This window comes from Phycisphaerae bacterium (genome assembly GCA_012729815.1).
GTDB lineage: Bacteria > Planctomycetota > Phycisphaerae > JAAYCJ01 > JAAYCJ01 > JAAYCJ01.
In genome coordinates, this window is the sequence record JAAYCJ010000251.1 from 84,783 (window position 1) to 98,258 (window position 13,476).

At 64.3% G+C, this 13,476-nt stretch carries 6 protein-coding genes; all 6 read right to left on the minus strand.

The features are described 5' to 3' along the window. Nucleotides 1–4: 4 nt before the first annotated feature. Complete coding sequence (locus tag GXY33_16835; protein ID NLX06804.1) at nucleotides 5–1,165, minus strand: family 10 glycosylhydrolase; 1,161 nt, start codon at nucleotides 1,163–1,165, stop codon at nucleotides 5–7. A gap of 109 nt (nucleotides 1,166–1,274) precedes the next feature. Then, nucleotides 1,275–2,306 (minus strand): Gfo/Idh/MocA family oxidoreductase, encoded by a 1,032-nt coding sequence (locus GXY33_16840; protein ID NLX06805.1) that lies wholly within the window; start codon nucleotides 2,304–2,306, stop codon nucleotides 1,275–1,277. Nucleotides 2,307–2,453: 147 nt separating this feature from the next. Next, nucleotides 2,454–6,347 carry a hypothetical protein gene (locus tag GXY33_16845; protein ID NLX06806.1) on the minus strand — a complete coding sequence of 1,298 codons (3,894 nt, stop codon included), beginning with the start codon at nucleotides 6,345–6,347 and terminating at the stop codon, nucleotides 2,454–2,456. 23 nt (nucleotides 6,348–6,370) lie between these two features. Then, nucleotides 6,371–8,650 (minus strand): hypothetical protein, encoded by a 2,280-nt coding sequence (locus GXY33_16850; GenBank protein NLX06807.1) that lies wholly within the window; start codon nucleotides 8,648–8,650, stop codon nucleotides 6,371–6,373. Nucleotides 8,651–8,954: 304 nt separating this feature from the next. Beyond that, the gene (locus tag GXY33_16855; GenBank protein NLX06808.1) at nucleotides 8,955–9,614 is read right to left on the minus strand and encodes a prepilin-type N-terminal cleavage/methylation domain-containing protein; all 660 of its coding nucleotides are present in this window, start codon (nucleotides 9,612–9,614) and stop codon (nucleotides 8,955–8,957) included. A gap of 19 nt (nucleotides 9,615–9,633) precedes the next feature. Beyond that, nucleotides 9,634–13,476: hypothetical protein (locus GXY33_16860; protein ID NLX06809.1), on the minus strand; the 3,843-nt coding region annotated here is incomplete at its 5' end.

Below are 13,476 nucleotides of genomic sequence, written 5' to 3' on the forward strand. Positions count from 1 at the left end.
ACTGTTACCCGATCGCGTACTCGTTCATGGCCTGGACGGCCTGTTCGCGTCCGTCGGGGGGCAGGCCGACGTAGTCGGATTCCCAGTAGAGGATTTGCGGCGAGCCCAGGCGGCGGGCGGTGCGGAGGCTTTTTTGGAAGTCTTCGCGGTCGGCGGGCACCCACCAGTAGAGCCAGACGTTGCAGCGGTCGCCGGCGATATCGCGCAGGTACTTGTAGGCTTTGGCGGCGGTTCCGCCCTTGAGGTAGTAGCCGGCGGCGACGAGGTCGTCGACGAGGCCCTGGCGGACCCAGGTTTCCAGGTCGAGGAAGAGGCCGTAGTAGCTTCCGTTGATGCGGCCGTCTTGGCCGCGGTAGGACCACGGATGGTTGACCATGGCGGCGATCGGGAGGTTGCGGTTTTTGGCTTTGACAAGTCGTTTGGCCTGGCGGGCGAAGGCGGTGATCGGGGCAGCGCGGAAGGCGACCCAGCGTTCGTCGTTGTTCGGTATCGTGTGCGGGTCGATGCCGAACTTCTTCTTGAAGCCTTCGATCATCGGTTTTTCGTAGCCGAAGTCGCCGGTGCCGCAAGGCGTGACCTGCGGGTTGTTGCGGACGTCGCCGGTTCGGATCCAGTCGAAGAAGACACCGTCGATGTCGTAGGCGAGGATTTCGCGGAGGAGTCCGAGTTTGTACTCGCGGACCTCTTCGAAGGCGAAGCTGAGCTGGGAGTTGTAGGGGATGCCGCCGCGTTTGACCCATCTGAGGTGCGGGTTGTGACGGGCGAATCGGCTGGCGATTCCCCAGGCGTGGTCGTCCTCGTTGATGCTCAGCCAGGCGTGGACTTCGAGGCCGATCTTATGGCCGTATTCGACGGCTTCGGCGAGGCAGTCGAAGTTGCGGTAGCCTTTCATGAAGGAGGTGTCAACCTGACCGGGCGAAGCCCAGGCGTGGTAGCAGTCGGCGTCGTAACCCACGGCTTCGGATTCGAGCAATTTGCTGTCGTAGAGGGCCCGTCCGCCGTCGAAGGTGCGCCAATAGAGTCGGGTCCAGCCGGCCTCTTTGCAGCGGTCGCAGATCCGCCGGACGCTGGGTTTGCCGTGGCCGAGCTGTTTGGGAAACCGCCAGATCCAGTCGCAGTGGGTGACCGGGCTGGACAGGATGATGCGGTCGGAGGGAGTCTTCATCGTCGCGTCTCCTGAAAGGTCATTGACCGTATGGAAACGTTGTGAAGACGCCCGGCGCCGCGTCGGCAGCGCCGGACGTCGTGGTGGTCTTTCGCTTCCTTGCGTTGCGTTATCCGTACTTGGCTTTGAGGCTCAGGCCCTTTTTGGCGCTCTGGCAGGCGAGGTCGATGATGTGGATGGGACGGCGGGCCCACTCGCCGGTGATGACCAGCGGCTCGCCCTTGACGAGGTGGTCGGCGATATTCTTGTAGAATCGCCAGTACTCGGCGGGCGGGTTCTTGCCCTTTTCGATCTGCTGGCCGTTTTCGGTGGGGGTGATGATTTCCCATTCCTCGCCGCCCATGATGTAGGTGCCCTTGGTGCCGGTGATTTCGAGCATGCCTCGTTTGGGGTTGCAGTCGATGGCGGTCATGCAGAGGCTGAGCCACTGGCCGCTGGCGAATCGGACGACGGCTTGGGCTTCGTCCTCGTTGGTGTCCTTTTTCCAGGCGGTCTTGGCGGCCCAGACGCCATTTTTGGCGAATCCGGTAACCTCGCGGATTTCGGAGTTGATGACCTGGAGCGAGTATTCGAGCAGGTGGGCGCCCCAGTCGTACATGATTCCGCCGGAGATGGTCTTGCTGGTCCGCCACCAGTTGCCCGGGCATCCGTAGCGGCCCATGTGGGCTTCGACGCGGACGACGTCGCCGATTTTGCCCTGCTTGATGACCTTGACGGCCTGCATGATCCAGCCGTCCCAGTGGCGGTTGTGGTAGGCGGAGACGACCAGTTTGCGTTTCTTGGCCTCGGCGATCATGGCGTCGCACTCGGCGGTGGTGATGGCGAAGGGTTTCTCGCAGACGACGTGTCGGCCGGCCTTGAGGCACTGGAGGGCCAGCTTGGCGTGGGTGTTGTGCGGGGTGATGATGACGACGAGGTTGACATCGGACTTTTTGAGCATTTCGGAGACGGAGGTGAAGGTCTGGATGCCGGGGAAGTCCTTTTTGGCGACTTCGAGTCGGGCCGGGTCGAGGTCGCTGACGACGGCGGGGGTCATGCCGGCGTCGCGCATCTGGTTGAGGTGGGCTGGGCCCATACCGAACGCCGGTCCGTAACCGATGACGCCGACCTTAATGTCGCTGGCTTTCTTGAACTTTGCCATGCCTTGTCCTTTCGAACTGCTAACAGGGTTTTGTGCCGTGCTGATTGGCGGGGATTTTCACACGAACCACCGCGGGTTTCAATCTCAAAAAGTATACCCATTGGCGAGGAGGGATGTCCACTTCCTTACCGCGGCGATATGGTCCGATCACGGCGTGAGCCGCAGTTGGCAGCGGTCGATGTCGTCGTAGCCGGGTTTGGCGGCCAGTGGCGTTTCGCGGGTGGCCACCTCGGCGGCTACGGTTTGGCCGCGGAAGCAGGCTTCGACGCGGTACGGTCCGGGTTCAGCCAGGACGAACCAGGCGGTTCCGGCTGGGTCGGTCAGGACGCCGGACGGGTTGGCGGACTGGCCGCCGGCGGGCGTGAGGACGACGATCGCCCCGTCGCAGGGGTTGCCGGTTTGGTCGAGGACGGTGACGATCAGTTCGGGGGCCTTGGTCGGTTGCAGCGGCGGCATCGGATTGAAGGCCTGGCGGAAGGCGTCCCAGACCGGGTTCATGGTCACTTCCGGGCGGTTCGGGTCAAACCAGTTGATGTTGTCGCACTGCGTGCCGCAGGCGAAACTTTCGACCTTGACGTCCGGGCCGGAGAGGCTGGGCCATGGAATCTGGTCGATCAGGACGTTGGCCCCTTCGGGCATGTACCAGCGGTCGCCGCGGCCGTACTCGGCGAGGTTTTCCTTGTAGAGGTCGGCCCACGGGCTCATCCACTCGCGTTTGGCGGTGGTGAAGGAGCCGATGTAGAAGGCGGGGAAGGGCATGGTTCCGGCGACGCCGTTTTCGATCTCAAAGCGGATATCGTCGTGGAACTTTTTGGCGGTTCGCGGGACGGCCTCGGCGGCGCGGTTGGGGTCGAGGACGCTGTTCATGGCGAAGTAACCGCCCTCATAGACGCTCCACTCGCCGTTGATGGCGGGCCGGTCGTTGCGTGTGGGCCAGTCGGCGAGGAACTTGCGGCTGGCGTAGTGGATATCGACGATGGGGAAGCCTTCGTAGCCGTTGTTGCCCTGTTCGGTGGTGATCATGTTGGGGTTGGTGTCGCGGACGAGTTGGCCGAAGGCGAGGAAGCGGCGGATGCCGTCGGGAATCCACTCGTCGGAGCTCTGGAAGAGCTCGTTGGTCAGCGAGAAGATCACGGCGGAGGGGTGGTGGCGATAGCGTCTGGCCATGTTGCGGTAGTAGCGTTCGATTCCGCGCCGCCAGGCTGGGTCGTCGAAGTTGGCCCGGCCGTAGTAGTCCGAGGGGACTCCGCGTCCGATGGGCATGTCGCCTTCGGGCTCGACGAGGTGGCCGAGTTCGTCGGCCACGGTGTAGCTGCTTTCGGGGGCAGAGGTGAACCAGTGGTACCGGACCAGGTTGAAGTTGGCGTCGCGGGCGAGGCGGTAGTAGCGGAACTTCCACCAGCGGGAGGCTTCGGCGCCGTGGCCTTCGGTGGCCCAGAGGTGGTCGCCCTGAAGGACGATGTCCTTGCCGTTGAGTTTGAACCGGGTGCCGTCGATTTGGAAGGTCCGCAGGCCGAATCGCACGACGTCGCGGTCGACCGTCTGGCCGTTTTCGTTGACTTCGATGTCCATGAAGTAGAGCACCGGATCGCCGTAGTCGCCGCCGATTCCCCAGTGCCGGATGCCCTCGCAGACCTGCTCGAAGCGCAGGGCCGCGTGCCCGCCGGCGGCCAGATCGACCGTCTGAGGCGGCAGCTTGAAGCAGGTTTCGCCGTCGCGCCGGATGACCGGTCGCAGCGTCACTTTTCGAGCGGCGTCGGTGCGGTTGGCGACCTCCAGCGTCATCAGGACGCTTTCCTTGGCCTGTCCCGGGCGGATGAGCACGTCCTGGACGGCGAGCGGCGGGCGTTTGTGGAGGGTTATGTCCTCCCAGACGCCGTGGTGGTAGTCCGCGGCAGTGGCGAACCAGCGCTGGCCGCCGAGGCCGAGGGATTTCTTGTCGCGCGGGACGAAGGCGAAGTGGGCCCGGCCGCTGCCTTCGGTATAGACGTGGACGACGTTGAGTTTTCCCGGCGCGGCGAATGGGGTGATATCGACCTCGAAGGGGTCGACGCCGAGGTGATCGCCGGCGAAATGGCCGTTGACGAAGACCGCGCCGTAGGAGCGGATGCGGCTGAACGCGATGGCCAGCCGGCTGGCGGACCATGACGGCGGAATCCATATCTCTTTGCGGAGCCAGGTCTGGTTCTTGATCGTGCCGTCCTGGTGCGGCATGCGCACCGGCTGCCATTCGGATGGCGGGTCGTCCGGCGTGCCGCCGGTTCCGGCTTCCCAGACGCCATTGAGCAGGACGCTGAGTCGCGGCGCGTCGGCTGTGCTCTGGGGCTGGTCCGTGGCGGCGGCTTTGGGATACTCGGCTTGGATCTTGAGGAAATTCTCGCCGATTTTGGTCTCACGCGACTGGGTCAGGCGGGTTTGGGCCTCATCGGCGCATCGGCCGGCGTACTGCAGATAGGTCACCGCTTCGCGCATCGCGGTGAGTTGGTCTTCGTTCGGCGCGGCCGCCTGCGTGTCGAGCGTGCCAATCTTCTGTGCCGCAGCCAGTCCCGCATCGAGATAGATTCTGGCGATCTGCCGGTACATGTCGGCCATGCGGGCGGCGTCGAGGGCCATTTCGAGGGGTTCTTTTTCCAGGCTTTGAACCGCTGCGACGATCGCTTGGCGGCGGGCGGCGACGTCGGCGTAGTCCTTGACGATCGTTTCGGGTGGAATGCCCGCGTCGTCTGAGGCGAGGAAGAACATGCGATCCAGGCCCTGAACGCAGGTCGGCGGGATGGTCGTTTTGACGCCGGTCAGGCCGACCCAGATGGGCACCAGGTCGGTCTCGTTGGACTCGAAGACGATGGACTTGATGACCTTTTCCGGGTGCGGGTTGTCCCACTTCATCATGTAGAGGGCGCGGCCGGTGGCCGGGGCGGTGTAGGCGACCCGGGCGGCTTGGAGGTCTTGCGGGTACCACCAGTCGCCGACGTGGACGGCGGAGACCACCGGTACGTCGACGGTCGTGCCGTCGGCGTATTCGATGTGGTAGTCGGCGGCGTGGAGGTTCGGGTGCATGCACCACGCTGCGGTGTGGAGGAACAGCAGGGCGCGGTAGGTCTTGCCGATCGCCAGCGGGGCGGATTTGGGGGCGAAATACATCCGCCGCGATCCGCGCACCGCCACGCAGGTGTTGCCGTCGACGGGCGCGGCGATATCAAAGGGGATATCGAGGCACATCATCCGGCCGATGGGGATTTCACGGGCGTCGTTGCCAGCGCCCTGGTCGGACCAGCCGCCTTTCTCATCGGCGGCTTCCTCGTCGACAAAGCCGGTGTTGGCGACCGGCGAGATGTCGATCGGCTCGAAGAGGTCCTGCGGCCGCGGCTCCTGCGGCGCGAATTCGTACTCACGGCAGTAGTGCTCGCCGATTTCGATTTCGTCGGCTTGGTAGTCGAGGATTCGCAGTTCGTCGAAGGCGGCGTTGGCGTCCGGGCCGATGCGGATGTGCTTGCCTTCGACGCTCACGGGCTCGCGGATGCCCGTCGCGCCGGCGAACCGCCCGTCGATAAAGAGCTTCATGTGGTGGCGTTCGAGGCTCCACGCGGCGGCGATGTGATGCCATTTGGCGTTGGCCCGCCACTGGACCGTGGTCGAAACAGAACAGTCGCCGATGGCGTAGACCAGCATCTTTTTATCGGCGTCGAGGGCGATGCTGAGCGTTCCCGCGTCGAGCAGGACGACGCGACCCTGGTCGGGCGTCTGTCGCAGGTACGTGCGGAACTCGATCGTGCCCTGGGCCGGATCGAGGTTGCCGGCGGCGTCGTAGGCGAGCGCGCCCCTGCCGGCGATCTCCAAGCCGCCGACGGCGGGCATGCTGTTGGAGAACGGGTAGCCGAAGGTTCCCGAGAAGACGTCGCCCTCGACGACGGCGGCGGGCGAACCGCCGGCCACCTCGGCGTCGAGGCGCGAATTCCAGTGGGAAAGCAGCAGCGTCTTTGCCTGGACCGAACCCAACGAGGCCAGCACGAGGCCGGCCGCCAACGCGAGCATCCGTCGCATGCAGCGTCTCCTTGAAGAGGGCCTTACTTGGCGGGGATTTTGAAGTAGCAGAACGAGAACGGCGGTGCGGTGACCTGGCAGGTTCGGCCGTCGGTGGTCACCGGGACCTGGATCGTCTCGAACGCCATCGTATCGAGGTTCTCGCTTCGGTAGCCGTTCGCCTGTTCGGCTGGGCCGAACTCGCGCGATCCGTCGAGCGTCAGGCGCACCGGGCGCGGGGTCGCCAGGGCGTTGCCGACCGTCACGAGCAGGCCGTCGGTCCACTGCGAGACGGTGACGCCGCCGAAGTCGAAGATAATCTCGCGCAGGGCGTGATCGCCCATGATCTTCATGACCTGGGCGGGCAGCGGGAGTTCGTAGCGCTCGCCCTTGGGGTTCTCCGGGAAGTAGAATATGCGGCAGAACCAGGTGCCTTCTTGGGCAACGCTTCGGACCAGGTCGTGGTGGACGAGCATGGCGTGTTTTTTGATCCGGGCGGGAAATATCCATGCTTCGGCGAGGCTTCGGCCCATGCCGTGCTCGTGCGGCGCGCCGGGCAGCGGTCCGCCGGCGGCGAAGTTGCCTTCGGTCATCGCCAGTTGGGTGTGGGTGTAGCCCAGCTCGTCGAGTTTCTTTCGCACGCCGTCGCGGAGGCGCGCGATGTTGGACCAGGCGGCGATGCCGCCGTCGTAGACGTGTTGGCCGTCGCTGAAGGGGATGCCCGTGCCGCCGAAGAGGTACTCGTGATGGGAGGTGTAGGCGATGTCCTTCATGCCGACTCTGGCCATTTCCTCGAAGACGGCGAAGGGCCACGACCAGTCGGACCAGGTGATGCCGTCGCCGTAGATGGCGAACTGGGCGTTGGGATCGACCTCCTTGATGGCCTTGTAGAACTCGTGGCTGACCCCGACGTAGGTTTTGGGGCAGAAGTAGACCATGTCCTCGTTGCCGAACTCCCAGATGACCTTGACGCCGATTTCGGCGGCCCAGCGGACGAGGGTTTTGGCGTCGTCGAGGGCGTTCTGGAACTTGTCGAGATGGTATTCGAGCGGTCGGACCTTGGGGTCCAGCGGCCGGTCCACGCCCTCCGGCGCCGGCCAGGAGAGCTGGGTGTCCTGGAGGGCGATGCGGTAGGCCTCTTTGGTTTCCGGATCGTACCAGTAGCCCAGGTTCAACTGGAAGACCGCATCGGCGCCCGCCTCCTTGCAGAGTTTGAAGAACTCTCGGGCATCGGCCCAGCCGAACTTGGACCGGTCGAGCGGATAGTCGCCGATCAGCTTGCGGAAGCCGTCCATCGACTCGGGGCCGTGGATGCTGTACCAGTAGGCGGAGTTGCCGCCCGGAAAGCGGATCAGGCGGATGCGCATTTCTTGCAGCGCGTGGACCAGTTCCGGGAAGAGTTCCGGGTCGTTCATGGCGTCGGAGGCGCCGCGGAACGGGTAGTCAATCTGGATGGCGTTGCCGTAGGGATTGGTCGGCGTGAAGGCGGTCTTGTCGAGCGGGCTGACGGTCAGGTCCAGCGTGCTTGGCTCGTTGGAGACCTGGCTTTCATCTCGCCAGGCGGCGACCTCGACGACGCGGACGCCTTTTTCGCGGGCGTCGCAGGCGACCCGCATCTCGGTCAGATGGCGAAGGTTGGGCACAGCCAGTTCGGGGCCGACAGGTTTGTCGTTGACGTAGGCTTGGAAGACGCCGGGCCGCACCACGCCGATCGCGAGTTTGACCGGCTGCGTCCAGTTGGCTCCGAGGGTGTTGAGCCACACCTTCCAGTCGTCCCATCCGCCGTTGTCGTTGTAGTTGATCGCCCACGCGCCCTGGTTGTCCTCGCCGCGGAACGAGGCAATCATCACGTAGGCGTTGGTGATGACATCGGAAATCCAGAGGTAGACGACTCCGCCTTCTTCGGGCTGGAGACGGCGGACGGTGGCTTCGATTCGGGTCGGGTCCTGATCGAGGAATCGCTTGCCGATGTAGCCGGAGACTTTCGGGTTGGTCCCGCGCATCCAGACCTCGCCGTCGTCGGCTTGCAGGTCGATCTCCATCGATCCGTGGACGTTGACGTGGCAGACGGAAAAGCCGTTGACGCGGTACTTGACCGGGTCTCGGGTCTGGAAGGTGGGCGTGAATTTGGGGTCCTTGAGGTTATTGAAGTCGATGCCAGCCTCAGCTGGGGCCGGCTGCGTGTCAAGCGGCAGCATCGGCGCGGTCTGCGGCGGATCGGCGATCTCGGCGAAACCGGCCTTAAAGAGCAGCTTCTCAGCCGCCGAGCCGGCCGGAACCGAGAGAATCGACAAGACACCAAGTGCGATCATTACGCTGCGCATTCCTGCTCCTTTGATTGAAGAGGTTGGTATTCGCGGCAGAGACGCTATGTGTTATACCGGCATTCGAAGCCGATGCCTCCATCGGCTGCATTGTTTGGGCGTGCAGACAGCTCTGCGCGACTCCAGTAGTCGAAACCGGAATAGCTGAGAGGCGAGACCGGCATCGTGATGGCCGCGACGACCATCAGTAGCTTAACGAGGGACAATGTTCTTCTTTGGGCCATATCGTCCATCCAGACTTGAACCTTTGTGTCGCAACCGACGGCGCGTTTCAGGGGCGTCTTCGGCTTGGTAACGTAGTCTCCTAGCGTTTGCTGGGGTCCAGATACGGACACGCTATGCTTCCCACATGACCATCGATGAACACCATGTTCCCGGTCATGCCGAATCGGTGATGGTATATATGATGGTCGAAGAAGAACGGCGCTTCGGTCGTGGGCACCTGGTCATAGAGCCATTCCCAGTTGTGGTAGTTGCCGTTGTAATACTCCCAACTGCGCGGAATCATGGGACTGTCGATCTTGACGTCCATGTACTGCCACTCAAAGTCATAGCTGCTGCCGTGGGACCAGAACCCTTCCGGCGCGCCGGAACCCTCTTCGGCTGGGCACATCCAGAGGGTGTGCGGATTGGGATAGTTCCATAAACCCCACCAGAATGTCTGGCCGCCGACGTATTTGTAGAGGCCGAGTCGGATCAGGTCCTGCATATCGGCGACGTAACACAGCCAGGAAGGCGAGCCGACCCACGGTCGGTTGTAGATGGCCAGCCGGTCCCCGATTTCGCCGGCGTAGATGAGCGTACCGGTGGCGATCTGCCGCAGATTGTTCCGGCACGAGAGCTGGTAGGCCATGGCCCTTGGTTTCTGTAGCGCGGGCAGCAGCAAGGCGACCAGTACGGCGATGATGGCGACGACGACGAGCAGTTCTATCAGGGTGAAGCCTGGTTTTGTTCGACGGTTCATTTTGGGTCACTCCCTGGCGCTATTGGCCTTCGGCTTTCGATTTGTCCTGGTTTTCCGGGACGGGCAGTCCGGGCACCCATTCGGTCGCCTGGTCGGGCGACGGCTGATCCTGCGTGGTGACGGCGAAGAGGGCGAGGAAGCCGCTTTCGTTCGCCGGCCGCAGGACGATTCGGCGGATTGCCTGATCGGGGCGCGGGTTGTTCCAGACGTACTGATAGAGGCCCGGATGAGGGAATTCGGGGCCGACCCAGACCACGGCTGGGTGCAGAACTTCGGGGCTGCGGTCGGTCCGGCACCAGTCTTCGACGTCCGGGCCGTAGCGGACGTCGGCGATGGCGACGGCGCCGTCGGCGTAGATGATCTCGACGTTCGCCACTTTCGTTCCGACCGACAGCGGGTTGGTCCAGAGGCTCGTGACCAGCAGGTTGACGCACGCAGCCCGGGTATCGAGAGGGATGGCGATTTCTTTAACGCCCTGCGGATTGTGGTCGGCGGCGTAGAGGCTGGCACAGGCCAGGCCGTTGTTGGCGTTCGGATCGACGATTTGGTATTCGACGCCGCCAAATCGCTGCGAGCCGGTCGGCAGTTTGTGCATGCCCATGGCCGAGCCGCCCCAGATGCCGCCGGTCAGGCCGCTGTTGCAGAGGGAGGCGATATCGACCGGGTGGAAGCCCAGATCGAGGGTCGGCGCCGCCTCGTCGCGGGGGCGGATCTGAAGCCCGAGGTTGGCCAGGATCGGCCGGACGTACGACTGGGCGGCTTTGCGCTCCTTGAACTCGTTTTCCCAGTCGACCTCGTCGATGAGCCAGCTTCCGCGGCCGGCGCTGATCGCAGCGATGACCGGCGGATCGGCCAGCAGCTCGACGGCGTCGCCTTCCGCGGCGTCGATGTAATGTTTGGCCACCCGCGGATCGACCGGGCTGGTGTAGGGCGGCCGGCCGGTTGCCCAGTAGACTGACTCGTTGGTCACGCCGGCGGCCAGGCCGCGCGCGGCCATGCGGATCGGGCGGTTGAGCGTCAGGCTGCGGATTTGCACCGGGACCGGAAGCAGCGAGTTGAGCAGGTCGGTGTGCTGCGATGTGGGACGGTGGAGCCAGACGACGCCGCCCGATTCGACGAAGCGGGTCAGGGCCTCGCGGTTGGCGTTCAGTTCGTTCAGCGCGGTCTCGTCGGCTTCGACGATCAGGGCACCGTAGGTCGAGAGGTCGGCGATCTCGCCCAGCCGGCCGAGGATCGGATAGGCCTCGACGCCCAGCGATCGCAGGAACGTCATGGTCATCGATTTGGCATCGGCCACCACGCCGAGAGGCTTGGCTCCGACGCCGCGATAGGCATCCACGTAGTTCAGCAGGTTCGTCAGGAGCATTCGGGCTGCGGGCTGATCGTCGAAGAGTTCGACGGTCGCCATCTGGTTCAGGACGATCAAGCCGTTGCCGTGGGCGACTTCGAGCAGGGCGGCGTCCTTGAATCCACCGCCGCAGTCGGCGATGGTCCGGGCGGAGAAGTGGGTCGGCTTCTCGTAGGTCATCAGCGCAGTCAGATGGTCCTCACGCCAGAAGCGCAGGCGATCCTCGGTCAGCCCGGTCAGGAGCGGATGCTCCGGGCGGCGAGGGAAGATGATGGTCGCGGACGATCCGGGATTGGGCAGCGTTTCCAATGTATTTTCGTCGACGTCGCTGGTTCGCTGGAGATCTTTGTCGGCCTTGACCAGTTCGGGTTGGACCGGCAGGTAGGCCGGCGTTTGATCGCCGCCGAAGACCACCACGCGGCCGCCGTTGGCGATGAATTCATCCAGCGATTCGGGGCTGAAGGGCAGAGTCTCCGCGTTGCCGTCGATCAGCAGTACGTCCAGGTCTGACAGATCGCCTTCGACCGTCTTGACCGCGACGCCTAGCCGGTCGAAAACGGCTGTGTCCATGCCCACGTGGCCGAATCGGGCTGAGAGGGTCAGCGTCGGTGAGTCATCCGGGAAGATCTCGAACTCCCGCCGCGAGGTGTGCCGGACGACGCCGTCGGTCAGGGTTTCGACGACGAACTCGGCTTTGGTCGGCGCGGTCACCGCGGGTAGGTTCAGCGTGACCTGCGTCCGCTTCATCTGCGTCGGTTCCAGGGACACGATCGACGAACCTTCCTGGATCGTCTGGCCGTCCAGCATGCTCAGCCGCCAGCGCACGGTCATCTCCTGCGGCGAAAGCGAGTCGTCGATCGTGGTCAGCGTACGGATGATTTCCCGTCCGCCGAAGTAGCCGCGGCGATGCTGGTGGATCAGCGTCGTCAGCGGCGCGATCAGTTCCTTGTACTGTTTGAGTTTGGGCGTCGCTTCGTCGAACGGCAGCGTTCGCGGCCATATCGGCGTCCACGGATAGGCGGCTGAGACTCCGTCGATGCGTTGGCCCTCGACGGTCATCGGCCAGTTGGTCATCTGGGCCACGTCGTGCCAGTCGCGCACGTAGACGGCGTCGCCGGCGATCGCGGCGCACGGGCCGGGCGTGACGCCCAGGCAGCAGTCGCACTCGCCGACCACCAGCGGTTTGGCCCGGTCCCACAGCCAGTCTTTGGCGATGTAGCTGTCGAGCCGCATGGAGATCCACCGGCTGGTGACCGGAAACAGCTTTTCGCCGCCGGGCAGGCCGGGATAGTGGACGTTGTAGATGTCGGCTACGTCGTAGAAGACCGGGCCGGAGCCATCGTACATGATTGGTCGCGAGGGGTCGAGCCGCTGGACGAGGCGGCCGAGTTCGCGCATGCCGTCGCGGGTGCGCCGGACGTCCTGCTCGGAGCCGACCGCGGTGTGCGGGCCGGACTCGGGCATGTAATAGCCCAGTTCGTTTTCCATGCTGCGGACGACCAGGCTCGGATGGTTGAACTCGCGGAAGACCCATCGCGGATAGTACTCAGCCAGCGTCTGCCAGAGGCGCTCGTCCGGCCAGTTGTAGGCGCAGGGGATCGAGCTCATGATCGCCTCCGAGGCGATCATCAGGCCGGCTTCATCGGCGGCGTCGTACATCAGGATCGCGAAAGGCTCGGAGTGGAACCGCACCAGGTCGATGTTGAAGTCCAGCAGGTCTTCGAAGTACCGGCGGGTTTCGTACCAGCCGCGCACCTGGCTGTCGAAGCCGGGGAATCCGTACGGCATGTTGGCCCCGAGGCCCGGGCGGATGGCCACGCCGTTGATCCGGAACACCGCGCCGTCGGGCCGGAACTCGCGGAATCCGAACCGCGTGTCGAGCCGGTCGCGCAGGGTGTCGGCGTCGCGCAGCTCCGAGCGCAGGCGGTAGAGGTACGGCTGGCCCGGCCACCAGAGCGTCAGCTTCGACAGGTCGGCGGCGATGGTCTGCGTTACCTCGCTACGGCCCGGTTCGACGGTCAGCATCTGTTCCGGACCTTCGAGCACGAGTTCGCCCTTGTCAATCATGCGATGCGTCAGCCGGACCTCGCGCGGTTCGGCGGTGCGGTTGACGATCGTCGTTTTGACGGTCAGCGACTTTTCGCGAACCGACGGCGTGACGTAGCACGTCTCGATGGCCACCGGATCGGTCGCGACGATGGCGATCGGGTCGATGATGCCCGCGGGCGAAACGCCGGAGCCATGCGGCCGGATGAACGGCTTGCCGCCCGGCCCGCTGTTATTGATCGCGACCTTGGCGTAGGCCTCCTTGAGTTCCGGCTGAACCTGGTTGATCCAGTCGGTCACCGCGATCAGCAGTTCGTTCTCGTGGCTGATTTTGGCGGTTTCGGTCAGGTCGACGGTCTGCGGCATCTGGTCGGTGTCGTAGCCGCCCAGCGGCTGGCCGTTGAGGAACACATCCGCCCGGAATCGCACGCCGCTGAGCTTGAGTTCGACGGTTTTGCCCGCCATCGC

Excerpts from the sequence above, each read along its gene's own strand:
- GXY33_16855 (NLX06808.1), bottom strand. The coding sequence starts at position 9,614 with ATGAACCGTCGAACAAAACCAGGCTTCACCCTGATAGAACTGCTCGTC.
- GXY33_16845 (NLX06806.1), bottom strand. The coding sequence starts at position 6,347 with ATGCGACGGATGCTCGCGTTGGCGGCCGGCCTCGTGCTGGCCTCGTTG.
- GXY33_16840 (NLX06805.1), bottom strand. The coding sequence starts at position 2,306 with ATGGCAAAGTTCAAGAAAGCCAGCGACATTAAGGTCGGCGTCATCGGT.
- GXY33_16850 (NLX06807.1), bottom strand. The coding sequence starts at position 8,650 with ATGCGCAGCGTAATGATCGCACTTGGTGTCTTGTCGATTCTCTCGGTT.
- GXY33_16835 (NLX06804.1), bottom strand. The coding sequence starts at position 1,165 with ATGAAGACTCCCTCCGACCGCATCATCCTGTCCAGCCCGGTCACCCAC.